General features: G+C 72.6%; 22 protein-coding genes and 1 tRNA gene. 13 read left to right on the forward strand and 10 right to left on the reverse strand.

Translation table 11 applies throughout. The features are described 5' to 3' along the window. Positions 1-100 precede the first annotated feature (100 nt). Positions 101-643, reverse strand: a complete 543-nt coding sequence (locus ABZ806_RS35220) for a bacterial proteasome activator family protein (RefSeq protein ID WP_500221930.1) — start codon at positions 641-643, stop codon at positions 101-103. Between the two features lie 13 nt (positions 644-656). Beyond that, complete coding sequence (locus ABZ806_RS35225) at positions 657-1,613, reverse strand: NAD(P)H-quinone oxidoreductase (RefSeq protein WP_500221933.1); 957 nt, start codon at positions 1,611-1,613, stop codon at positions 657-659. Positions 1,614-1,785: 172 nt separating this feature from the next. Between ABZ806_RS35225 and ABZ806_RS35230 the strand changes: the two genes are divergently transcribed. The 4 genes from ABZ806_RS35230 to ABZ806_RS35245 all read left to right on the forward strand — a co-directional run bounded on the left by ABZ806_RS35230 (position 1,786) and on the right by ABZ806_RS35245 (position 4,689). Continuing rightward, positions 1,786-3,888: a MinD/ParA family ATP-binding protein gene (locus ABZ806_RS35230; protein ID WP_500221936.1), complete on the forward strand. Its 2,103-nt coding sequence runs from the start codon at positions 1,786-1,788 to the stop codon at positions 3,886-3,888. Between the two features lie 52 nt (positions 3,889-3,940). Further along, positions 3,941-4,318, forward strand: a complete 378-nt coding sequence (locus ABZ806_RS35235; protein WP_500221939.1) for a cupin domain-containing protein — start codon at positions 3,941-3,943, stop codon at positions 4,316-4,318. Between the two features lie 72 nt (positions 4,319-4,390). Further along, positions 4,391-4,479: transfer RNA gene (locus tag ABZ806_RS35240), tRNA-Ser, on the forward strand. A gap of 42 nt (positions 4,480-4,521) precedes the next feature. Beyond that, the gene (locus tag ABZ806_RS35245) at positions 4,522-4,689 is read left to right on the forward strand and encodes a hypothetical protein (RefSeq protein ID WP_500221943.1); all 168 of its coding nucleotides are present in this window, start codon (positions 4,522-4,524) and stop codon (positions 4,687-4,689) included. 43 nt (positions 4,690-4,732) lie between these two features. On the opposite strand, the gene ABZ806_RS35250 is transcribed toward ABZ806_RS35245, so the two are convergent. Then, on the reverse strand, positions 4,733-5,467 hold the full coding sequence (locus ABZ806_RS35250) for a M15 family metallopeptidase (RefSeq protein WP_500221945.1): 735 nt from the start codon (positions 5,465-5,467) through the stop codon (positions 4,733-4,735). A gap of 151 nt (positions 5,468-5,618) precedes the next feature. On the opposite strand from ABZ806_RS35250, the gene ABZ806_RS35255 reads away from it, so the two are divergent. Further along, the gene (locus tag ABZ806_RS35255; RefSeq protein WP_500221948.1) at positions 5,619-6,038 is read left to right on the forward strand and encodes a hypothetical protein; all 420 of its coding nucleotides are present in this window, start codon (positions 5,619-5,621) and stop codon (positions 6,036-6,038) included. A 25-nt stretch (positions 6,039-6,063) separates the two neighbouring features. Here the strand turns inward: ABZ806_RS35255 and ABZ806_RS35260 are convergent, their stop codons facing one another. Beyond that, a complete protein-coding gene (locus ABZ806_RS35260; protein WP_500221949.1) occupies positions 6,064-6,525 on the reverse strand; it encodes a MarR family winged helix-turn-helix transcriptional regulator in 462 nt (153 codons plus the stop codon). Positions 6,526-6,692: 167 nt separating this feature from the next. Here ABZ806_RS35260 and ABZ806_RS35265 point away from each other — a divergent pair, with 167 nt between their 5' ends. The 3 genes from ABZ806_RS35265 (at position 6,693) to ABZ806_RS35275 (ending at position 9,905) form a co-directional block, all read left to right on the forward strand. Further along, a complete protein-coding gene (locus tag ABZ806_RS35265) occupies positions 6,693-7,703 on the forward strand; it encodes a pirin family protein (protein ID WP_500221951.1) in 1,011 nt (336 codons plus the stop codon). Between the two features lie 387 nt (positions 7,704-8,090). Further along, entirely contained in the window at positions 8,091-9,275 is a 1,185-nt protein-coding gene (locus ABZ806_RS35270; RefSeq protein ID WP_500221954.1) for an ATP-binding protein, read from the forward strand. A gap of 288 nt (positions 9,276-9,563) precedes the next feature. Next, complete coding sequence (locus tag ABZ806_RS35275) at positions 9,564-9,905, forward strand: hypothetical protein (protein WP_500221958.1); 342 nt, start codon at positions 9,564-9,566, stop codon at positions 9,903-9,905. Between the two features lie 10 nt (positions 9,906-9,915). Here ABZ806_RS35275 and ABZ806_RS35280 read toward each other — a convergent pair whose 3' ends face one another. Together ABZ806_RS35280 and ABZ806_RS35285 are read right to left on the reverse strand one after the other, a co-directional pair. Beyond that, positions 9,916-10,779, reverse strand: a complete 864-nt coding sequence (locus tag ABZ806_RS35280; protein WP_500221960.1) for a MauE/DoxX family redox-associated membrane protein — start codon at positions 10,777-10,779, stop codon at positions 9,916-9,918. Further along, complete coding sequence (locus tag ABZ806_RS35285) at positions 10,773-11,729, reverse strand: hypothetical protein (protein ID WP_500221963.1); 957 nt, start codon at positions 11,727-11,729, stop codon at positions 10,773-10,775. Before ABZ806_RS35285 ends, ABZ806_RS35280 begins: the two co-directional genes overlap by 7 nt. Positions 11,730-11,995: 266 nt before the next feature. Between ABZ806_RS35285 and ABZ806_RS35290 the strand changes: the two genes are divergently transcribed. From ABZ806_RS35290 to ABZ806_RS35300, 3 genes are all read left to right on the forward strand, one after another. After that, positions 11,996-12,475 (forward strand): SigE family RNA polymerase sigma factor, encoded by a 480-nt coding sequence (locus ABZ806_RS35290; RefSeq protein WP_500221966.1) that lies wholly within the window; start codon positions 11,996-11,998, stop codon positions 12,473-12,475. An 89-nt stretch (positions 12,476-12,564) separates the two neighbouring features. Then, positions 12,565-14,187: a long-chain fatty acid--CoA ligase gene (locus ABZ806_RS35295; protein WP_500221970.1), complete on the forward strand. Its 1,623-nt coding sequence runs from the start codon at positions 12,565-12,567 to the stop codon at positions 14,185-14,187. A 191-nt stretch (positions 14,188-14,378) separates the two neighbouring features. After that, complete coding sequence (locus tag ABZ806_RS35300) at positions 14,379-15,995, forward strand: RNA polymerase sigma factor (RefSeq protein ID WP_500221973.1); 1,617 nt, start codon at positions 14,379-14,381, stop codon at positions 15,993-15,995. Positions 15,996-16,016: 21 nt separating this feature from the next. Here the strand turns inward: ABZ806_RS35300 and ABZ806_RS35305 are convergent, their stop codons facing one another. After that, on the reverse strand, positions 16,017-16,784 hold the full coding sequence (locus tag ABZ806_RS35305) for a MerR family transcriptional regulator (RefSeq protein ID WP_500221976.1): 768 nt from the start codon (positions 16,782-16,784) through the stop codon (positions 16,017-16,019). 62 nt (positions 16,785-16,846) lie between these two features. Here ABZ806_RS35305 and ABZ806_RS35310 point away from each other — a divergent pair, with 62 nt between their 5' ends. Further along, positions 16,847-17,836, forward strand: a complete 990-nt coding sequence (locus tag ABZ806_RS35310) for an adenylate/guanylate cyclase domain-containing protein (protein ID WP_500221979.1) — start codon at positions 16,847-16,849, stop codon at positions 17,834-17,836. A 25-nt stretch (positions 17,837-17,861) separates the two neighbouring features. Here the strand turns inward: ABZ806_RS35310 and ABZ806_RS35315 are convergent, their stop codons facing one another. Both ABZ806_RS35315 and ABZ806_RS35320 read right to left on the reverse strand, forming a co-directional pair. Beyond that, the gene (locus ABZ806_RS35315) at positions 17,862-18,785 is read right to left on the reverse strand and encodes a sigma-70 family RNA polymerase sigma factor (RefSeq protein ID WP_500221982.1); all 924 of its coding nucleotides are present in this window, start codon (positions 18,783-18,785) and stop codon (positions 17,862-17,864) included. 20 nt (positions 18,786-18,805) lie between these two features. After that, positions 18,806-19,189 (reverse strand): SgcJ/EcaC family oxidoreductase, encoded by a 384-nt coding sequence (locus ABZ806_RS35320; RefSeq protein WP_500221984.1) that lies wholly within the window; start codon positions 19,187-19,189, stop codon positions 18,806-18,808. A gap of 154 nt (positions 19,190-19,343) precedes the next feature. Here ABZ806_RS35320 and ABZ806_RS35325 point away from each other — a divergent pair, with 154 nt between their 5' ends. Continuing rightward, entirely contained in the window at positions 19,344-20,147 is an 804-nt protein-coding gene (locus ABZ806_RS35325) for an SAM-dependent methyltransferase (protein WP_500221986.1), read from the forward strand. A 27-nt stretch (positions 20,148-20,174) separates the two neighbouring features. Here ABZ806_RS35325 and ABZ806_RS35330 read toward each other — a convergent pair whose 3' ends face one another. Then, entirely contained in the window at positions 20,175-21,737 is a 1,563-nt protein-coding gene (locus ABZ806_RS35330) for a serine/threonine-protein kinase (protein WP_500221989.1), read from the reverse strand. Positions 21,738-21,754 lie beyond the last annotated feature (17 nt).

A 21,754-nucleotide genomic window follows, 5' to 3' on the forward strand; every position in this document is an offset into this window, starting at 1 on the left:
GACGCCCCGGGCGCGCCCGAAGTCCTCCACCGCTTGTCCCTTTCGGGGCGGCCCCCCCCGCGGGGGGGGGGGCGCCCGCCCCTGACGTCGTAGAGGCGTCCTACAGGTAGGGGCCGGACGAGCGGTGGCCGGACGACGGCTCCTCCTCGGCGCCGGGCGGCACCATGCCGGCGGGCAGCGCCCGCCGCATCTGCTCCAGCTGCGCCCGCGCCGCCATCTGCTGCGCGAACAGCGTCGTCTGGATGCCGTGGAACAGCCCCTCCAGCCAGCCGACGAGCTGCGCCTGCGCGATCCGCAGCTCCGCCTCGCTCGGCACCGTGCCCTCGGTGAACGGCAGCGACAGCCGCTCCAGCTCCTCGACCAGCTCGGGGGCCAGGCCGTCCTCCAGCTCCTTGATGGACGACTTGTGGATCTCCCGCAGCCGGGCCCGGCTCGCCTCGTCCAGCGGGGCGGCCTTGACCTCGTCGAGGAGCTGGCGGATCATCCCGCCGATCCGCATCACCTTCGCGGGCTGCTCGACCATCTCGGCGACCGACTTGGCCCCGGACTCGCCCTCGCCGGCGCTCTCCATGGCGATGCCGCCCGGGCCGACCACGAGCACCTGCGGTTCCTGTTCAGACTGGTTCTTCGAAGGCTCGCTCATAAACTCCACATCCTCACACTGTCAGCAGGATCTTGCCGACATGACCGCTTTCTTCGAGCAGCTCGTGCGCGCGCGCCGCCTCGGCCATCGGGAACCTCCGGTCGATGACGGGCCGGACCCTTCCCGACTCCAGCAGCGGCCACACGTGCTCGCGGACCCCGGCCACGATCTCCGCCTTCTCCGCCGCCGGACGGGCCCGCAGCGTCGTCGCGTGCACCAGCGCCCGCTTGCGCAGCAGCCCGCCGAGGTCGAGCTCCGCCTTCGCGCCGCCCTGGAGGCCGATCACCATCAGCCGTCCGCCGGTGGCGAGCGCCTTGACGTTCCGGGCCAGGTACTTGGCGCCGATCAGGTCGAGGATCACGTCGTAGGGGCCGCTGTCGACGAAGTCCTCCTCGCGGTAGTTGACGGTGACGTCGGCGCCGAGGTCCCGGCAGCGGGCCGCCTTCTCCGCGCTGCCCACGGTCGTCACCACCCGCGCACCGCGCGCCTTCGCGAGCTGGATCGCGAACGTCCCGATGCCGCTGCCGCCGCCGTGGACGAGGAGCGTCTCCCCCGCGCGCAGCCCGCCCAGCTGGAACACGTTCGACCACACCGTGCACGCGACCTCCGGGAGCCCGGCCGCCTCCACGGCGTCCACGCCGCGCGGCACCGGGAGCACCTGAGCGGCGGGCACCGCGACCCGTTCGGCGTACCCTCCCCCGCTGAGCAGGGCGCACACCTCGTCCCCGACGGTCACTCCGGTGACGTCCGCGCCCAGCCCGGCGACCCGTCCGGACACCTCCAGGCCCGGATACGGGGGAGCGCCCTCGGGCGGCGGGTAGAAGCCCTGCCGCTGCATGACGTCCGCGCGGTTCACCGCGCTCGCCGCCACGTCGATCAGCACCTCGCCCGGGCTCGGCTCCGGGTCCGGGACCTGCGCCCATTCCAGGACGTCCGGCCCGCCCGGCTCGCGGATCACGATCGCATGCATACCGATCACGCTACCGGGCGGGCCGCCGCGTCATCCCCGTCCCCGCCTCCCCGTCCCAACGTCGATCTACGTGCGGGATGCGTGATATTGGGTGATGGGTATCCTGCGTGGGGGTCGGTTTGCCCACCCGCACCGTGTTGATCATCAGAGGCGTGCCCGAGGGGGAAGAACGGTGGCGAGGAACGAGCACGATGGGCGCTCCCTGGAGGAGCGCCTGGCCTCTCTGGACGCGATGAACGAGGACACGGCGGAACCGTCCCCCGAAGGCGCGAAGGCGCCGCAGCCCGGCCCCGCCGAGCAGGAGAACGCGCCGCCGCCCCCGCCCGCCGCGCCGGAGTCGCCGCAGGCCCCGGAGAACAACCCCTGGCTCGCGGCGCCGCCCGCGTTCCAGGGCGGCCCGGAGAACTTCGGCCCGCCGCAGCCCCCGCCGTACGAGGGCGGCCCGGTACCGCCGTCCTACGAGGGCGGACCGGCGCCCTACGAGGGCGGGCCCGTACCGCCGTCCTACGAAGGCGGGCCGATGCCGCCGTCGTACGAGGGCGGGCCGATGCCGCAGCCGTTCGACGGCGGGATGCTGCCGCCGCCGTACTACCCGGCGCCGACCTACGACCCGTCCCAGGCCCAGCAGGGTCCGCCGCAGCCCCCGCAGCAGGGTCCGCAGCAGTCGCCGTACGACGCCGGCGGCAACGCCGCCCCGCCCTTCGAGCAGCTGCCGCCCTACCCGTCCGACCAGTACGCGCAGCAGGACGCGGGCGGCCAGTACCAGCCGATCGACCCCGCCACCGGGCAGCCCTACCCGCAGGACACCGACGAGTCCGGGGCGCCGTACGTGCCGATCGACCCGAACACGGGCCGTCCGCTGTCCCCGGACGCGGGCGCGCCGCAGTTCCCGCCGATGCTCGACCCGAACGCGGGCGCCCAGCCGTTCCCGCCGGCGGACCCGAACGCCGGTGCGCCGCAGTTCCCGCCGATGATGGACCCGAACGCCGGCGGCCGGCCGTTCCCGCCGATGGACCCGAACGCCGGTCAGCCGTACCCTCCGGCCGCCAACGGCGCCCACCAGCAGTTCCCCCCGGCCCCGCCGGCGGACCCGAACGCCGGCCGGCCGTACCCGCAGCAGTACCAGCCGGTCGACCCGAACACGGGCCAGCCGTACCCGCAGGACCCGAACGCCGCCGCTCAGCAGTACCAGCAGGTCGACCCGAACACCGGGCAGCCGTACGTGCCGATCGACCCGAACACGGGCCAGCCGTACCCGGGGTACGGTTACCCGCCCGTGGGCCCGCAGGGGCAGATGGTCCAGCAGGGGCAGGCGCCCCCGCCGCAGGACGGGCAGAACACCGACAGCCTCAGCTCCGAGAACCTCCTCGGCGAGCGCCGCATAGCGCCGTCCTCGGGGTGGCGGCGCGCCATCTACAAGGCGACCGCCGGCAGCGTCCACCCGGGCGAGTCGCAGGGCGAGCTGCGCCGCAAGGACCTGATCGCCCGCGCCCGCACGCAGGTCGCCGGCGGCCACCACCGGGTCGCGGTCATGTCGCTGAAGGGCGGCGTCGGCAAGACCACCACCACGACCGGCCTCGGCTCGATGCTCGGCTCCTTCCGCGGCGACCGCGTCATCGCGGTGGACGCCAACCCCGACCGCGGCACGCTCTCGGACAAGGTGCGGCTGGAGACGGCCGCCACCGTCCGCGACCTGCTCAACAACCGCGACCAGATCCACCGGTACGCGGACGTGCGCGCGTTCACCTCGCAGAACGAGGCCCGGCTGGAGATCCTCGCGTCCGACCGCGACCCGGCGGTCAGCGAGGCGTTCTCCGCCGAGGACTACGCCGCCGTCGCGGTCGTCCTGGAGCAGTACTACTCGGTCTGCATCACCGACTGCGGCACCGGCCTGCTGCACTCGGCGATGGCGGGCGTGCTGGCCCTCGCCGACCAGCTCGTCCTGGTCAGCTCCCCGTCGGTGGACGGTGCCCGGTCCGCGAGCGCCACCCTGGACTGGCTGGAGGCGCACGACCACGGCCACCTGGTCCGCAACGGCGTCGTCGTCCTGTCGATGGTCCGCCACCGCACCCGCAGCCAGGTCGACCTCGACAAGCTCCAGGCGCACTTCGAGAGCCGCTGCCGCGCCGTCGTCCGCATCCCCTACGACGACCACCTGGAGGAGGGCGCCGAGGTCGAGCTGGAGCAGCTCGCCCCCCCGACGCGCGAGGCATACCTCACCCTGGCCGCCGTCGTCGGCGACGGCTTCGCCTTCCAACGCCCGCAGCAGCCGTGACCGTCCCGCCGCCCGGCCGGGGGCCGGGGGCCGGGCGGTAAGGTCACGTTCCGTGACTGACGGTGATGGCTTGTACGTGGGGAAGGCCGGGCCGGACGCGGCCCTGGACCGGGGGTGGCTGCTCGGGCATTTCAAGCCCGTCGGGGACCTGCGGCACAGTGACGAGGTCGAGATCAAGTGGGGCGTCCACCCCAAGGGCGAGCGGCGTGCGGTGTGGACGGACGGCGACAAGCGCACCGCCCTGCTCGTCCTGATCAGCGGACGGTTCCGCCTGGAGTTCCCCGGACGGGACGTCGTGCTCGCCGAGCAGGGCGACTACGTGGTGTGGGGGCGCGGCGTCGACCACTCGTGGGAGGCCGAGGAGGAGACGGTCGTCCTGACCGTCCGGTGGCCGTCCATCCCCGGCTTCCGCGTCCCCGGCGAACCGTAGGCGCCCGGTATGCGGTCGAAGACAGGGCGCCGTGACCGCTATCGTGGGCGGTGGCCGGGCGACCGGCCGCCGGGAGAGTTCGCATAGTGGACTAGTGCAGGCGCCTTGAAAGCGCCCAGGGCTGGGGACAGTCCTCGTGGGTTCGAATCCCACACTCTCCGCTCGCCCTACTCGGGCATAAGGGATCCGTTACCCTCTTCGGCATGTCGCAGACACCGAATGATCCGGCGGGTACGACGCACCAGTTCCAGAACTTCCAGAGCCAGGCGCAACCGCAGAAGTCCGGGCCGAACGTCGGCATGATCGTCGGCATCGCCGTCGTGGTGGTGGTCCTCGCCGTTCTCGTCGGCGCGGTCCTGATGCTCGGTTAGGCCGTCCGGCGGCCGGGGCCCGCGGGCGGGGGCCGGCGGGCGGTCAGCGGCCCGACGCCGAGAAGTGCTGGTAGTCCTTGGCGCCGCTCCATTCGCCGCCCCAGCCCCAGCCGATCGAGGCGAACGCCTTCACCACCCCGTCGCCCGCGTGGATCATGCCGGGCTCGTCCAGCTTGCGGTTCTTGTACTTCGTGCAGTCCTTGTGGGCGGTGCGCCCGTCCGCGTAGACGTAGGGGTTCTGGCAGGGGTTGATGTCGACGGCGAGGCCGTAGGCGTGCTGGGAGAACGAGCTGGACCCGGTCGCCTTGCGGCAGTTGAACGCGGAGGTGTTGTTGGCCTCGATCGAGTCGAAGTCGCTGCCGCCGTACTTGTCGACCGGCTCCATCCGCTCGATCGGGTAGCGCATGGCGTAGAGCTTCCCGAAGACCGAGGCGAGGTCGTCGGCGGCCTTGGCGTTGACGACGAGCCGTCCGCCGGTGTGCGGCTTGTCGTCCATGCCCCAGTAGGTCATCTCGATCATCCGGAGCCCGGACGGCGCCACGGGACAGCCGCTCCGCCAGGACGACTTCAGGTCGCCGGCGGTCACCTTCTTGATCGTGCTCTGGAACGTCGTCGGGGACGGTGCCGGCGCCGCGGTCTCGGACGCGGTGGGCGGGGTCGCGGGCGGCGCCGACTCGCCCGAGTCGTCGTCGCCGCGGCCACATCCGGACGCGGCGAGCGCCACCGTGAGCAGGACACCGAGGAAAGTCGCGCTGGAAACCGGCCCTCTACCTGGCATCTTCGCAGCATACGCAGGCCGGGGGCGTTCGCGTCGCGGTACCGATTCGCTACGGTGCGTTTGAGGGCGCGCCCGCCGGATAGGGGCGGCGTGGAACTTCAGGAGACCGCCGGGCATGTCGTCCGGTGATGTCCGGTCCCAGGGAGCCGGGATGACGAACGCTCAGGAGAGCGACCTGCCGAGCCTCGAAGACGAGATCTTCGCGGTGGCGCACAACGTGGAGGTCGAGCCGGAGGCCGCGCGGCCGCGGCTGCCGGCCGACAAGGCCCAGGCCGCCCTGGAGCGCGCGGGCGCGTTCCTCGGCCGGGACGTGAAGGCGCTCGCGGCGGGCTTCGCCCTGTTCGTGTTCGTCGACATCGTGATGATGTGGGCGCCGCTGATGATGAGCCGCCGCCCGAGCCTGCTGCCGCAGTTCGTCACGCTGCTGCTGCTCGCGTTCGGGCTCGGCGGGCTGCTGGTCTGGCAGGTCGGCGGCCGGTGGCGGACGTTCGGCATCGGCATGATGCTCGCGTGGGGGTTCCTGACCCTCGTGTCCGTGGGCTTCCTGACCGGGGTGACCGTCCCGCTCTAGAGCCGGCCGGCCGCGGGGGCGGTGGTCAGGTGGCGGGGCCGACGCGCTTCAGGACGAGGCCGAACGCGCGCCCGATCGCCTCGAGGTCCTCCGGCTGGATCACGTCGATGAAGAACGTCCGGACGGTCTCGACGTGGTCGCGGGCAGCGCGTTCGAGGGTGGCGTACCCCTCGTCGGTGAGCTGCGCGAAGACGCCGCGCTTGTCGTTGGGGCAGCTGTCCCGTTTGACCAGGCCCTTGCCCTCCAGGCGGGAGCAGGTGTGGGACAGGCGGCTGCGCGACTGGCTGGCGTTCTCGGCGAGCTCGGCCATCCGCAACCGCCGCTCGGGCGCCTCCGACAGCCGGACGAGGATCTCGTACTCCGACACCGACAGGCCGTGCTTGGTCTTGAGGTCGCGGTCCATGGTCTCGGTGAGCCGGACGCTGCCGTCCACGTATGCCCGCCAATCGCGCTGCTGGGTGGCATCGAGCCAGCGAGGTTCGCTCATACCGGAAAGTATAGTTCCATATGTTGAATGTTCAACTAGTCCGCGCTATCTTCACGGTAGCAGGACGGGCCGACACCACCCGCCCGCGGAAATAGTTGAACCATCAACTATGTTGCAGGAGGCAGTGCACCGCCCAGCCGGACGGTCACCCGTCGAGGGGAGAACCCATGCCCGCCGTGATGGCCGATCCGCTGACCCTGCCCCGCCTCCCGCTGCTGCCGCAGGCCGGCACCGACTGGCGCCGCGTGGCGAAGGTCGTGACCGCCAAGCGCCACCTCGAAGGCGAGGGCTTCCAGGTCAGGCGCCCGTTCCCGGGCATCGACCTGGCCCTGGCCGACCCGTTCCTGCTCCTCGACCACATGGGCGCCGTCGAGTACGCCCCGGGTGAGGCGAAGGGAACCCCCTGGCACCCGCACCGCGGGTTCGAGACGGTCACCTACATCATCGACGGGGCGTTCCAGCACCAGGACACCAGTGGCGGCGGCGGTCTCATCGCCGACGGTGCCACCCAGTGGATGACGGCCGCGTCCGGTATCCAGCACATCGAGCAGCCGCCGCCGGAGCTGGTCGCCAAGGGCGGGCTGTTCCACGGCGTCCAGCTCTGGGTGAACCTGCCGCGCGCCCAGAAGTGGCTCCCGCCGCGCTACCAGGACATCAGGGCCCGCGACGTCACGCTGCTGGCCGCCGACGACGGCTCGTCGCTCGTCCGCGTCATCGCCGGGTCGGTCGCCGGATACGACGGCCCCGGCGTCACCTACACGCCGATCAACTACCTGCACGCGACGGTCGCGCCCGGCGCCCGGCTCGCGCTGCCCTGGCCGCGCGACTTCAACGCGATGGTGTACGTGCTGTCCGGACGCGGGACGGCCGGCGTCGAGGAGGTCGGGCTGGACGAGGGGCAGCTCGCCGTGTTCGCCGGCTCCCACCACAAGGGGGACGGTGACGGGCTCGTCGTCCGGGCCGCCGACGGCCAGCCGCAGGCCAGCGCGAACGGGTGGGAGATCCTGGTCCTGGGAGGCCTCCCGATCCGGGAGCCGGTCGCCCGGTACGGCCCGTTCGTGATGAACACCCGCGAGGAGATCGTCCAGGCGTTCGAGGACTTCCAGGCCGGCCGCATGGGCACCGTCCCGGCCGAGCAGGTCCCGCACCGGTCCGACGCCGACGAATCCCTCGCCTGACCCCCGCGTGCGGTCCTGTCCGGCTACCCCGCTCCGGACAGGGCCGCACGCGGGTTTCCGCCGATGACGTCCGGGCGCGGGCCCTCCCCCCGGCCCCGCCCGGACGGCGGACCCGGCCGCGGTGACGACGCCCGCGGCCGGGTCGTTCTCCGGGTTCGCGTGACGGCGCGTGGACGCGTGCGCTAGTGTGTTCGAATAGTCGAACAGAAGTTCGACTTGTTCGGAAGCGCTCGCCGGGGAGGCGGCATGGTGGCGACCGCCATGAGGGGAGCCGAGGCTCCCGCGCGCTGCGGGCGGCGACGCGAGAACACGACACGCCGCAGCGATTTCTACGTAAATCTACGGCCGCAGCTATATCGCCTCATAGAGTCCGAGAGCGTGGACCCCGTGCGCAATCCCTATGCCCCCGGCGCCGGGCAGCGCCCCCCGGAGCTGGCCGGCCGCGACCGCGAGCTCCGGCAGTTCGAGGTGGTGCTCGAACGCGTCGCCCGCGGCCGCCCGGAGCGCAGCATGATCATCACCGGGCTGCGCGGGGTGGGCAAGACCGTGCTGCTCAACGCGTTCCGGTCGCAGGCGATCCAGCGGCTGTGGGGGACGGGCAAGATCGAGGCCCGGCCTGACCAGTCGATCCGGCGGCCGGTCGCCTCGGCGCTGCACCGCGCCGTCCGGGAGCTGGCGCCCCGGCACCGCGCGCCCGACCGCATCGAGGACTTCCTCGGCGTGCTAAAGGCGTTCGCGCAGTCCGAGCCCGAGCCGGCGGGCAAGAGCAAGGCGCGGGCGCACCGCTGGCAGCCCGGCATCGACGTGCCCGCCGCGCGCGGCCGGGCCGACTCCGGCGACCTGGAGATCGACCTCACCGAGCTGTTCGTGGACGCCGCGTCCGTCGCGACCGACGTCGGGGCCGGTATCGCCCTGTTCGTCGACGAGATGCAGGACGTCCCGCCCGACGACGTCTCCGCGCTGTGCGCCGCCTGCCACGAACTGTCGCAGGTCGGCGGGCCGCTCATCGTGGTGGGCGCGGGGCTGCCGCACCTGCCGGCCGTGCTGTCGGCCAGCAAGTCCTACTCCGAGCGGCTCTTCCGGTACGCGCGGATCGACCGGCTCGACCGTGAGTCGGCCGACTTCGCGCTGATGGCGCCGGCCGAGCGGGAGGACGTCACCTTCACCAGGGACGCCCTCGACGCGCTGTACGGGGCGGCCGACGGCTACCCGTACTTCGTCCAGGCGTACGCGAAGGTCGTCTGGGACGTGGCGCCCGACAGCCCGATCACGGCGGACGACATCAAGGTCGCCGCCCCGGAGGCGGAGAGCGAGCTCGCGGTCGGCTTCTTCGGCAGCCGCTACGAGCGTGCCACCCCCGCCGAGCGCGACTACATGCGCGCCATGGCCGGGCTCGGCGACGACCCCGTGCCGACGGCGGCGGTCGCCGACGCGCTGGGCCGCAAACCGTCCAGCCTGTCGCCCGCCCGCGACGGGCTCATCAAGAAGGGCCTCATCTACAGCGCCGAGCGCGGCATGATCGCGTTCACGGTGCCGCACTTCGGCACGTTCCTCCGCTCGCAACCCGCCTGACGGCCGATCCGGCCGTATCGAGTTCTCTAGCGAGAAGGCTAGAGAACGGTAGAAAGCTGTGCCTGGACGTGTCGTCCGGCAAATATTCGACTCTCTAGCCACCGGCATAGAGAGCCGTAGATTTTGCTTGCGTTGCCTCTGGCTTTGTCTAGGGATTTCTACGCTTTTTCGTAGAGAGCAGTAGAGGGTGCTGAGACGGGCGAGGCCGGTGTTGCCGCCCGGCGGCGGCTGGGTAGAACCCGGACGAATGCCTACCTATCGGGCACCAGATCTCTATCGGGGGGAAAGATGGCAGACCGAGACCGGTTCCGCGGTCAGGACCTGGACGACCAGTACGGCCAGGAGGACTACGCCGGCCAGGACGACACGTCCTCCTCCATGGGTTACGACCCCACCATGGGCTACGACGAGACGCGGGACCAGGGCGGCCGCATGGCACGCGGCGACTACAGCGGCCAGGGCGACTACTCGTCCGACACCACCGGCGGCGTGCGGAGCGGCGAGGGGCGGGAGCCGTCCCGGCAGGAGGACGAGCACGGCGCCCTCTCCGACGAGCACGGCGCCCACCCGGACGAGTACGGCACCCACGGGGACGAGTACGGCACCGACGACACCGGCGGCGCCTGGTGACCCCCTCCCGCTAGCACGGATCGAGGGCCGCGTCCCCCGGGATCGCGGCCCTCACGCCGCCCGCCCGCACGCTGTCCGGCTGCACGCTGCCCGCCCGGACGGTCCGGTCGCGTTCGGCGGTGGACACGGCGAACACGATCTCCGCGTCCCGGCCGTCCACCCGGGCCGCGAAGGCCACGAACCGCCAGCAGCCCTCCCGCCACACGTCCAGCGGGACGGCGCTCGCGATCGCGTTCTCGTGCGCCGCCCACGCCTCGCTCTCGTAGAGCGTCGCGTACGTCTCCGCCATCGGGCTGCGCCGCCGCTCGCACGGCGGATCGGCGGGCATCCGCCGCCGCTCCAGCAGTTCCGCCAGCTCCGGCGAGAGCGCGGCGAGCAGGGCGACCTCCACCGCGAACACCAGCCCGACCTGGACCTGCACGTCCCGCAGCACGTCCACGCCCGTGAGCGGCGCACTCAGCGACGCCACCCCCGCGGCGGTGAACAGCAGGGCCCGCAGCACGCTGCGCCGCCCGACCCTCTTGCCGCTGAGGCCGCCGAAGCAGCCGCACCCGGCGTCCGGCCGGTGTACCCGTAACTCGCCGACGACCCATGTCGCCGCCGCGAACGCGACCGTCGTCGCGAGCCGCACCGACAGGTGCGAGGTCATCAGCAGCGCCAGCCCGAGCACGCCCTCGCCGAGCCCGAGCCCGACCGTCATGCCGCGGCTGCGGCGCACCGCCGTCAGCCGCGCGAGCCCGGCCGGCACCGGCACGCCGTGCACGTGGTCGGGCGCGTCCGCCGCCCGCTCCCGGACCGTCAGCTTCGCCGCGCACGCGGCCAGCAGCACCGCCGCGAGCAGCAGCACCTGGGTGTTCTGGAACGCCGTCACCATGGCTCCTCCACCGGCAGGTCGGCGTGGACGGACGCGTTGAAGCAGCCCGCCTCGAGATCGCCGCCGAGCGCGGCGAACGCGACGGGCGTCAGCTCGACGATCCGCCCGCGCGGCGACGCGCCGCACTCCACGCACCGGTCGCAGAACCGGGCCGCGAGGCAGCCGCACTCGACCACCGGCACGGCCGCGGTCCGCCCGCCGCACTCGTTGTGCACGGTGATCTCGCTGCCCAGCGACAGGTACGGGAACGGAACGCACCCGGACGGGGCGTCCGCGCATCCTCCGGCGGCCCCCTCGGAGTCGACCGCCGGGTAGGCCGCCCCGTCCGGTGCCTCGCCGCCGGCGTCCCCGAACCAGGTCGCCGTCCCGTGCAGCACCCCGGGCACCGGCGCGGTCGCCTCCGGCGCGGCGAGGTCGTCGGCCCGGTAGCCGGGCTGGGACGTGCCGGGGCGCACCGCGCGCGGCCCGTCCGGGGACTCGACGCAGATCACGTCGATCAGGTAGCCGGGCTCCAGGCGCGGATGCCGGACCAGGACCGGGCCGAGGGCGTGCGGGGGGATCACCACACGGGCGCGTCCTCGGTGGGGGCCCATGTCCACCTCCACGGTGTCCCGCCCGCACGCCAGGACCGTTCCCGAGACGCGTGCGATGCCGACCCAGACCCGCTCGGCGACGCCGCGTCCGCTCCGCCGGACGATCACCGGACGGCCGGGCCGGAGCGCGGCGAGGCCCCCGCGCCCGCCGTGCCAGACCCGGGTGTCGCCGGTCATCACGAGCCGCACCTCGGTGCCGCCGGCGGCGAGCACCAGCAGGTGCGGGCTGGCGTCCAGCACCATCCCGGACACCGCGCGCAACGGCGGCCGCGCCTCCGCACGGCTGGGAGACGCCGAGGACGCCTCGAACACGGCGGCGCGCCTGCGGCGGCGCGCTTCACGGCTGGGCGACGGCATGGCGACACTCCGGCGTTGATCACTCTGGGCACGGACGGGAAGACGGTGAGTCATAGGCTCACGTGCCGTGACCTCGCCTGTCGATGGATTTGTCGCGATAAGTCAACCGGCGGTGGATGTCTGATCTACCTGGGATGAAGATTATGAACTGGTTGACCCGGATATGTGATTTATGTAGGCCCGTAATTACGATCTTCCTGCGATCGTCGACCATACCCCGGGAGCGGCCCGGTGCAGACTCCCCGATCCCTTGGTCCGGTGATGTTGTGAACGCGGCGCGGCACGAGGAGTTCGGCGCGTACGTGGCCGAGCGCAGGCCCGTCCTGCTGCGGACGGCGGCCCGGCTGGCCGGCGACCGCGCCGAGGCCGAGGACCTGCTGCAGTCGGCCCTCGCCAAGACCTACGTCGCCTGGGACCGCATTGAGGACCGGGCCGCCGTGGACGGCTACGTCCGCCGCGCCATGGTCAACACGCAGATCTCCTGGTGGCGGCGCCGCAAACTCGAGGTCTACCCCACCGACCGGCTTCCGGAGCGTCCGGTCGACGACCACACCGACCGCAGCGAGATGCACGACGCCCTCGGCCGCGCCCTCGACCGCCTGCCCGAGCGCCAGCGCATCGCCGTCATGCTCCGCTACTACGAGGACATGTCCGAACGCGAAATAGCCGAAGCCCTCGGCGTGAGCGTGGGCACGGTCAAATCCACCGTCTCCCGGGCCATGACCCGCCTGCGCGAGGTGTACTGAAGATCCCGTATCGGACGGCCGCGCGGGGATGGCCTCACTCGGCGAACACTGCGAAGATCCCGGTGGGAGCCGTTCTGGCAGGAGGCGCCGTGTTCAGTACCATGCAGGACTTTCCGCTGACGATTACGACGATCATGCGCTATGGCGCGGGAGTCTTCGGCGAAGCCGAAGTGTCCACCTGGACGGGGGACGGGGCCGGGCGCCGCACCTACGCGGAGGTCGGCGAGCGCGCCGCCCGGCTCGCGGGCGCGCTGCGCGGCCTCGGCGTGGACGGCGACCAGCGCGTCGCCACGTTCATGTGGAACAACGCCGAGCACCTGGAGGCGTACCTCGCCGTCCCGTCGATGGGGGCGGTGCTGCACACGCTGAACCTGCGGCTGTTCCCCGACCAGCTCGTCTACATCGCGAACCACGCCGAGGACCAGGTCGTCATCGTCGACGGGTCGCTGATCCCGCTGCTGGCGCCGGTGCTGCCGCGGTTCACGACCGTCCGGCACGTGATCGTGGTCGGGGACGGGGACACGGCGCCGCTGGAGGGCGCGGGCAAGGAACTGCACCGGTACGAGGAGCTGCTGGCCGCGGCGCCCGCGACCTTCGACTGGCCGGAGATCGACGAGCGGTCGGCGGCGGCCATGTGCTACACGAGCGGCACGACCGGGAACCCGAAGGGCGTCGTCTACTCGCACCGGTCGGCGTACCTGCACTCGATGGCGACGTGCACGGGCAACGCGATCGGGTTGAGCGCGTCCGACATCGTGCTGCCGGTGGTGCCGATGTTCCACGCGAACGCCTGGGGCATGCCCTACGCGGCGGTCATGGCGGGCGCGTCGCTGATCATGCCGGACCGCTTCATGCAGGCCGAGCCGCTCGTCCGGCTGATCGAGTCGGAGCGCCCGACGGTCGCCGGGGCGGTGCCCACGATCTGGTCCGACGTCCTGCGGTACACCAGGGAGCACGGGTCCGATCTGAGTTCGCTGCGGCTCGTGCCGTGCGGCGGGTCGGCGGTGCCGGCGGCGCTGATGCGCGGGTTCGACGAGATCGGCGTCCGGATCGTGCAGGCGTGGGGGATGACGGAGACGTCGCCGGTCGCGTCGGTCGCGCACCCGCCGGTGAACGCCGCCGATGCGGACGCCTGGCGGGCGCGGATCAGCCAGGGCCGCGTCCTCGCCGGCCTGGAGATGCGGATCGTCGGGGATGGCGACCGGGTGCTCGCGAACGACGGGGAGGCGGTGGGGGAGGCCGAGATCCGCGGGCCGTGGATCACCGGCGCCTACTACCTCGACGAGGACCCCGGGAAGTTCCACGACGGCTGGCTGCGGACGGGCGACGTGGGCACGCTGTCGGCGGACGGCTACCTCGTCCTCACCGACCGGGCGAAGGACGTCATCAAGTCGGGCGGCGAGTGGATCTCCTCGGTGGAGCTGGAGAACCACCTGATGGCGCACCCGGACATCGTGGAGGCGGCCGTGGTCGGCGTCCCCGACGACCGGTGGCAGGAGCGCCCGCTCGCCTCGGTCGTGCTGCGGGACGGCGCCGCGACCACCCCGGAGGAGCTGCGCGAGTTCCTGTCCGACCGGATCCCGAAATGGCAGCTCCCCGAGCGCTGGTCGTTCATCGTCGAGATCCCAAAGACCAGCGTAGGAAAGTTTGACAAGAAGGTGCTCAGGCGCCGTTACGCGGACGGTGACCTGGAGGTCAGGCAGGTCGGCTGACGTGATTCTGACCCCGAGTCACGGGACGCGTGGTCACGGAGAGAGGCGATAACTCACCCGGGTGTTACCTTAATGGTGGATTTCGGGAGATGATGTGGTGCAGATGGGGTCCGCGGGTGTATGCAAGGTGGGCTGATTGTCCGGATGACCCTCGTGGGGGCGGGCCCCTCATGCCGCTGCCGGGAGCGTGAATGCCCAGGTTGTCCACCTCCGCACACTCGGCCGACCGTGAACTGGTCAAAGGGCTGAACGAAGGCGACGAGGCGGCGCTCGCCGCGCTCTACGACGAATACGCCGAGCGCCTCTACGATTACGCATCGTCGATGACGGGGGACGAGAAGGTCGCCGCGGACATCGTCCACGACACGTTCATCGACGCGTCCCGCCGCGCCCCCCGGATGCGCGACCACCTGCACCTCGGCTCCTGGCTGTACGGGGCGGCCCGGCGCCGCTGCGTCCGGCGGGGCCGCGCGAAGGTGCCGTTCTGGGACCGGAACGCCGAGTTCTCCGACGCGCCGTTCGTGGACCGTGCCGACGACGACGAGCTCGGCCTCGACTGGCCGTCCCCGGACGAGCTGCACGGCCTGCTCCGCGCCTGCCTGTCCCGGCTGGAGCCGGTCGACCAGGAGATCATGGTCCTGGCGTTCCGGCACGGGCTGCGTCCCGCCCGGCTCGGGGCGGCGCTCGGCCTGTCGCCGCGGCGGGCCGCGATGCGGGTGCGCCGCGGCCGCGCCGAACTGGAGGCCGCGCTCCAGCGGGTGATCCGCGGCACCGAGCGGGCGTGCGCCGCCGGATCGGCCGCGCCCGGGTCCGAGCGCGAGCCCGGGCCCGAGCCGACGGCGGTCGCCGTCCTGGCCGCCCGCGCACCGGTCCGGGAGGAGCCCGCGCCGGCCGCCCCTCCCCGTCCGGCCGGGGGGCTGGCCCGGATGCTGCGGCGGCGGGGCGACGACTCCCCCGCCGACCCGGAGACCGAACGGCACGTCGCCGACTGCCTGGACTGCCTGCGGCGCGGCCGGGTGTCCCCCGCCGCGCTGCTGCGCCGCGCGCCCGCGCCGGTGCTGCCGGCCGCGCTGCGGCACCGCGTCATGCACACCGCCACCGACCCCGAACTGGCCGGCTACCGGGCCGACATCGCCGCGCGGGGCGGCGCGCTCACCCCGTCCGGGCTGCCGAGCCAGCCGGACGTGCCGTCGCCGTTCACCCGCCGCTGGCTGTTCACCGGGGGCGGCATGGCGGGCGCGCTGGTCGCCGCCGTCATCGCGGTGCTGGTGATGGGCCCCGGCATCGGCAGCGGCACGCTGTCCTGGCCGCCGTTCCGGACGCAGCCGCAGCCGTCGATCACCCACGAGTCCCCGCCGCCCGGCGCCGGCGGCGGCCGGCCGACCCAGGGGACGGGCGGCGGGTCGCAGACCCGGCCCGCGCCGCCGCCCGGGGCGCAGCCGACCGAGCGGCAGGACCCGAGGCACCCGACGAGCCCGCCTGCGACGCCGTCGCAGCCGGCCCACCCGCCCGCCAAGCCGGGCGTCCTCGCGGTGAACCCCGCCAAGGTCGAGATGTACGGGACGAAGACCGCGCACGTCAGCCTCGCCGCCAGCGGCGGCCCGGTCTCGTGGACGGCGATGACGTCGACGAGCCAGCTGATCCTGTCGGAGATGCAGGGCGGCATGTCGGACGGCGACACGATGAACCTGACGCTCACCCTCCGCACGGCGATCATCGGCCTCCCCGGCCAGGGCACGCTCACGTTCACCGACTCCGAGGGCGCGCCGCACCAGGTGACGGTCGTCTGGGGCGCCACGCTGCTGTGACGGCCCGCAGCCGGCAGCGGGTCAGCCGTCGGCGGGCTGCTCCCGGGCCGCGTCGCGGATCATCTCCAGCCGCTCGCCGAGCGCCGCCTGGACGCGGGTCTCCATCGCCCGCGCGATGAACGGCTCGACGACCATCTTCACCAGCGGCCGCATCCGGCGGACCACGGCGGCGACCTCCGCGACCTCGTCGCCGTCCGGGACGGGCTGCGCGTCCAGCCGTCCGAAGACGTGCTCCTGGACGAGGTTGACGAACCGTCCGGCGATCACGTCGCAGTCGTCGCGGATCTCGGCGGCTATGTCGAGCACCGAGTCCAGCGGGATCCCCGCCGCGACGAGTTCGGCCCCCACATGGAGCAGCCGCGGGCTCGGCACGCGGAACTTCTCACCGTCCGGCTCGATCAGCCCCAGCTCGACGGTCCGCCGCTGGATGCGGGCGATCTCGTCCGCGTCCAGCCCGGTACCGAAGATCTCGACGAGCTCCTCGTAGGTCGTCGTGCCGGGGATCTCGTCCGACCAGGGATCGGTCAGGACCTTCTCCAGCCCGAGCACCTCGCCGACGTCCTGGCCCGTCTCCCAGGCCGACAGCAGGTCCTTGATGATCGCGAACGTGTAGCCGCGGCCGAGCAGCTTGCCGATCAGCCGGAGCCGCGCGAGGTGCGAGTCGTCGTACAAGCCGACGCGGCCCTCCAGGCGCGGCGGCGGCAGCAGCCCCCGGTCCTGGTAGGCGCGGATGTTGCGCACGGTGCTTCCGGCGAGCCGCGCCAGCTCGTCGATTCGGTACTCGGCCATGTCCACGCGATCTTACTCCGGACCCATTGTGACATTGATCGATGGCACATAGGCTTGCGGCCATGGCGGACGACATCGAGGAGACCCTCCTCGGCGGCCCCCTGCGCTACACGCGCAAGGAGGTCGAGGCCCTCTCGGGCGTCACGGACGACTACGCGCGCCGTATCTGGCAGGCCCTGGGCTTCCCGGCCCCGCCCGACGACGAGGTCGCGTTCACCGACGGCGACGTCGCCGCGCTCCACGAGATCAAGGACCTGCTCTCCCACGCCATGGTGGACGAGGAGATGGTCCTCCAGCTGGCCCGCGCCGTCGGCCAGACGATGGGCCGTCTCGCGAGCTGGCTCGGCGACGTCTGGCTGGCCCGGCTCGGCGAACTCCCGACCGGCGAGCCGCTCACGGCCGATGCCGTCACCGCCGCGCTGCTGGCCACCGAGGAGCTGCGCCCGGCGTTCGAGCGCCTGCTCCTGCACGGCTGGCGCCGCCAGCTCACCGCCGCCGGCATGCGCGCCGCCGCCACCACGGCCACCGCCCACGCCGACCCCGCCGCCGGCCTGGCCCACCTCGCGGTCGGCTTCGCCGACATCGTGTCCTTCACCCGCCTGAGCAGCCGCCTCGACAGCGACGCCCTGGCCGCCTTCATCGAGCGCTTCGAGTCGACCGCCGCCGAGATCGTCGCCGTGGCGGGCGGCCGCATCGTCAAGACCCTCGGCGACGAGGTCCTGTTCGTCGCGCCCACCCCGTCCGCCGCCGCCGAGATCGGCCTGCGCATCGCGGAACGCTTCAACGAGGACCCGGCGTCCCCCAAGATCCGCGTCGGCCTGGCCTACGGCGAGGTGATCCAGCGCCTGGGCGACGTCTTCGGCACCCCGGTCAACATGGCCGCCCGCCTGACCTCCACGGCCTACCCGGGAACGGTCCTGGTCGGCCCGGCCCTGGCCGCAGCCCTCTCCAAGGGCGTGTACGACACCTCCGCCCTCCGCCCCCGCCCACTCCAGGGCCTGGGCCGAGTGAAGCCCTACCTCCTCCGCCGCCCCCGCCCGTCTCGCGTGTGAAGGGCCATGGCGAACAGTTCGCGCATCATTCGAGAATGGCCGGCAGGCCGAATGCGGAGAACACCGCCGGGTCCTGGAAGACCACGTTGCGTGCGATGCCTTTCGGGGTGATGGTGAAGACCTGCAGGGTGTGCAGCTTGTACGTGCCCTCAGTGAGGTTGTAGGCGATGGCGGCGGGCTGCGCGTTCGCCGTGGTGCGGAGCATTCGCCAGCCGTTTCCGTGCATGCCGAAGACACGCTCCATGAAGCGGCCGTAGTCGCGTTTCCCCCGGTACCAGAGCGGGACGGGCGGCATTTCCAGGACGGCGTCGTCCGTCAGCAGCGCCACCAGGCCCTCGACGTCGGCGGCCTCGAACGAGGTGATGTAGCGGTCGAGGACGGCGCTGACGGCGGGGTCGTCCGGCTCGGTGATCTCCTCCTCCGGCGCCACCCCGGATACGCCGGCGCGTGCCCGCTGCAGGGCGCTGTTCACGGCGGCGGGGGACGTCTCCAGCAGGTTCGCGACCTCGGCCGCGCTGAACTCCAGGACGTCCCGCAGGATCAGCACGGCTCGTTGTTTCGGTGGGAGGACCTGCATCGCCGCGATCAGCGCCAGCCGCAGGCCGCCGCGCCGGACGGCCCGCGCCGCCGGGTCGTCCGGGAGCGGCTGCAGCCACGGCACGTCCAGCGACGGGGTGAGCGGTGCCCCGGGGTCGTCGCTCGGGCCGCCCAGCCCGGACGGGAGCGGGCGCCGGGCCCGCCCCCGCAGCCAGGTCAGGCACGCGTTCGTCGCGATCTTGTAGAGCCAGGTGCGGACGGACGAGAGCGCCGGGTCGTACCGGTCCCGGGCCCGCCAGGCGCGCAGCATCGTCTCCTGCACAAGGTCCTCGGCCTCATGGACGGACCCGAGCATCCGGTAGCAGTGCACCAGGAGTTCATGCCGGTACGCGGCGAAATCGTCGTCCACCATGGTGCTCCTCGGGGGGTTCCTCAGGCCGGTGCGTTGGCGTAGGCGGAGACGAGCCACCTCCCGTCCCGCCGGGAGAGCACCCAGGTCGCGAGCCGCTCGCGGTCGGCCGGAAGCGCGTCCTCTCCCGCCATGATGATGCCCGCCCGGCTGACGATGACGGCGGTGTCGCCGTCGACGCGGACGTCCTGCGGCGTGTCCACACCCCGCGACCCCTTCAGCGGCCCCGCGAACGCCGCCGCCATGTACTCGCGCACCGCCGCGCGTCCCTGGTGGAAGACGCCGGGCATCACCACGGTCGCGTCCTCCACGTACAGGTCGGCGAACGCGTCGGCGTCGTTGTCGGCCCAGGCCGCGTACAGCCGGTCCAGTACATCCCGGACGCCGGTCTCACTGGTGTTCACCATGGGAAATCCCCTCTCGATCCGGTCGGTCGATGGTGTGTACCGTCCGCGCATCCCCGATTCATCGCTCCGCAACGAAGAATCTGCGGTGCTCAAGCGGCGGCGCAAAGCGGCCATGCCGGTGACGTGCGGGGTGCCGGGGCGGGAAACTCGGGCCATGCCGACTGAAATCGACGGATCTGTCCCGCACTCCGCCCGCATCTGGAACTACTGGATCGGAGGCAAGGACAACTATCCGATCGACCGGGAGATGGGCGACCGGATCGCCGCGGGCTACCCGCAGATCAAGGCGCAGGCGATCGCCGACCGGGCGTTCATCGGCCGTGCCGTGACCTACCTCGCCCGCGAGCAGGGCATCCGGCAGTTCCTCGACATCGGCACCGGGCTGCCGACCGTCGACAACACGCACGAGGTCGCGCAGCGGATCGCGCCCGAGTCGCGCATCATGTACGTCGACAACGACCCGCTCGTCCTGGCCCACGCGCGGGCGCTGCTGACGAGCGCCCCGGAAGGCCGCTGCGAGTACCTCGACGCGGACGTGCGCGACCCCGACGCGATCCTCGCGGCGGCCCGCGGGCTGCTCGACTTCACCGAGCCGATCGCGGTCATGCTGGTGGGGATCCTGCACCATGTCGAGGACACCGAGGAGTCGTACCGCCTCGTCCGGCGGCTGGTGGACGCGCTGCCGGAGGGCGGGCACCTGGTGATCAACCACGCCACCTACGCGGTGTTCGGGGACGCCTCGAAGGAGGCCGCGCAGCAGTACAACGACGCGGGCGGCCGGCCGCCGCTCACGCTGCGGGCCCCGGCGGAGATCGCGCGGTACTTCGACGGTCTGGAGATCGCCGAGCCCGGCCTGGTCAGCTGCGCCCACTGGCGGCCCGATCAGAGCGACATCGCCACCTGGGGGCAGCCCGCCGAGGTGGACGAGTTCGCCGCCGTGGCGCGGAAGCCGCGCTGAGCGGCGGGGGCCGGGAGCCGGCGGGCGCTAGGAGGCGGACGGGACGGTCTTGATGACCTTGCCCTTCGTGTTCACCGCGAGGTAGCCGCCGCCGTAGTCGTCGGTGAGGTAGACGAGCATGGTCGGCCGGTCGCCGTTGAACGTCCAGGACGCCTTCACGATGACGTACCGGTTGGTCGGCTTCGGCACTTTCAGGGTGCGCGCCGCGCGGTTCATCAGCGTCGGCAGGGCGTCCCAGTTGAAAGCGCGGAGGTTCACCTTGGCGTCACCGGTCGTAATGGCGATGCTGGGGCGGTTGCGGACGGCCGCGTCCGCCCCGCGCTGGTAGGTGTAGTTGTCGAAGGCGCCGCGCCGTCCGGCCACCGGTGCGTCGGCGGACGCGTGCTTCTCGTACACGGTGAACTCGGCGAACTCCCTGCTGCCGGACGCCTCCTCGAACTTCTTGATGGCGTTGCGGACGGCGGCCGGAGTGAGCAGTGACGTGGCCTCTTTGGCGCCGCCGCCGTTCCCGTTCGCTCCGGTGCGGCCATTCGAGGAGGGCGCCGCGTCGAAAGGAGTGCCGCGGGTTTCCGGCTCCCCCTGGTCCCTGAGCGTCGGAATGATGAGCAGGACCGCCGTGAGAAATATCGCCGCCGCCCCGGCCACCACGGCGAGAATGGCCGCGATAACGGGGGAGCGGCGTTGACGCGGCTGTCCGGGGTGGGTGGTCGGCAGCGGCGGAGGCGGAGGCGGCTGCGGATGGGCCAGGGACGTCGCGCTCTGACCGGCGGCCTGGGCGAGCATGTGGTCCAGCCGGTCGGCGCCCGGCCGGGCGGCCGGGTCGCGCGCGAGCAGCGCCAGCAGGACGGGCGTCAGCGGACCGGCGCGGTGCGGCGGCGGGACCGGCGCGGTCATGACGGCGGCCAGCGTCGCCGCCGTCGTCGGGCGGCGCAGCGGGTTCGTCCCCTCCACGGCCACGTACAGCAGCAGGCCGAGGGACCACAGGTCGGACGCCGGGTCGCCCTCGTGCCCGTGCAGCCGCTCCGGCGCGATGTACTCCGGCGAGCCGACGAGCCCGCCGGTGACGGTGACGCGGGACGCCTCCTGGAGCACCGCGATGCCGAAGTCGGTGAGGACCGGCGCCCCGTCCGCCCGCAGCAGGACGTTCGCCGGCTTGACGTCCCGGTGGCAGATGCCCGCCTCGTGCGCCGCCCGCAGCGCGCCGAGGAGCCCGCGCCCGACGGCGGCCCCCTCGGCGGGCGACAGCGGCCCCCGCGCCAGCCGGTCCTGGAGGGACGGCCCGCGGACGAGCTCCATCACCAGCCACGGATGCGGCATGTCGGGGGAGTCCACGATGTGGTGGATCGTCACCACGTTGGGGTGGTCGAGCCGGGCGAGGGCGCGGGCCTCGCGCATCACCCGCTCGCGCATCATCCGCGCGAAGTCCGGGTCGAGGTCGCCGGTACCGGCGTCGGCGAGCCGGACCTCCTTCAGCGCGACCTCGCGCTCCAGGGCGAGGTCGAACGCGCGCCAGACCGTGCCCATCCCGCCGCTGCCGAGCCGTCCGCGCAGCTCGAAACGGCCGTCGATCACCTTCTCCCCAGAGCTCACGGCGGAAAGCCTATGGG

Source organism: Spirillospora sp. NPDC047418 (assembly GCF_040643275.1).
Taxonomy (GTDB): domain Bacteria; phylum Actinomycetota; class Actinomycetes; order Streptosporangiales; family Streptosporangiaceae; genus Spirillospora.

Excerpts from the sequence above, each read along its gene's own strand:
- ABZ806_RS35220 (WP_500221930.1), bottom strand. The coding sequence starts at position 643 with ATGAGCGAGCCTTCGAAGAACCAGTCTGAACAGGAACCGCAGGTGCTC.
- ABZ806_RS35225 (WP_500221933.1), bottom strand. The coding sequence starts at position 1,613 with ATGCATGCGATCGTGATCCGCGAGCCGGGCGGGCCGGACGTCCTGGAA.
- ABZ806_RS35245 (WP_500221943.1), top strand. The coding sequence starts at position 4,522 with ATGTCGCAGACACCGAATGATCCGGCGGGTACGACGCACCAGTTCCAG.
- ABZ806_RS35250 (WP_500221945.1), bottom strand. The coding sequence starts at position 5,467 with ATGCCAGGTAGAGGGCCGGTTTCCAGCGCGACTTTCCTCGGTGTCCTG.
- ABZ806_RS35255 (WP_500221948.1), top strand. The coding sequence starts at position 5,619 with ATGACGAACGCTCAGGAGAGCGACCTGCCGAGCCTCGAAGACGAGATC.
- ABZ806_RS35260 (WP_500221949.1), bottom strand. The coding sequence starts at position 6,525 with ATGAGCGAACCTCGCTGGCTCGATGCCACCCAGCAGCGCGATTGGCGG.
- ABZ806_RS35265 (WP_500221951.1), top strand. The coding sequence starts at position 6,693 with ATGCCCGCCGTGATGGCCGATCCGCTGACCCTGCCCCGCCTCCCGCTG.
- ABZ806_RS35275 (WP_500221958.1), top strand. The coding sequence starts at position 9,564 with ATGGCAGACCGAGACCGGTTCCGCGGTCAGGACCTGGACGACCAGTAC.
- ABZ806_RS35280 (WP_500221960.1), bottom strand. The coding sequence starts at position 10,779 with ATGGTGACGGCGTTCCAGAACACCCAGGTGCTGCTGCTCGCGGCGGTG.
- ABZ806_RS35285 (WP_500221963.1), bottom strand. The coding sequence starts at position 11,729 with ATGCCGTCGCCCAGCCGTGAAGCGCGCCGCCGCAGGCGCGCCGCCGTG.
- ABZ806_RS35300 (WP_500221973.1), top strand. The coding sequence starts at position 14,379 with ATGCCCAGGTTGTCCACCTCCGCACACTCGGCCGACCGTGAACTGGTC.
- ABZ806_RS35305 (WP_500221976.1), bottom strand. The coding sequence starts at position 16,784 with ATGGCCGAGTACCGAATCGACGAGCTGGCGCGGCTCGCCGGAAGCACC.
- ABZ806_RS35310 (WP_500221979.1), top strand. The coding sequence starts at position 16,847 with ATGGCGGACGACATCGAGGAGACCCTCCTCGGCGGCCCCCTGCGCTAC.
- ABZ806_RS35315 (WP_500221982.1), bottom strand. The coding sequence starts at position 18,785 with ATGGTGGACGACGATTTCGCCGCGTACCGGCATGAACTCCTGGTGCAC.
- ABZ806_RS35320 (WP_500221984.1), bottom strand. The coding sequence starts at position 19,189 with ATGGTGAACACCAGTGAGACCGGCGTCCGGGATGTACTGGACCGGCTG.
- ABZ806_RS35325 (WP_500221986.1), top strand. The coding sequence starts at position 19,344 with ATGCCGACTGAAATCGACGGATCTGTCCCGCACTCCGCCCGCATCTGG.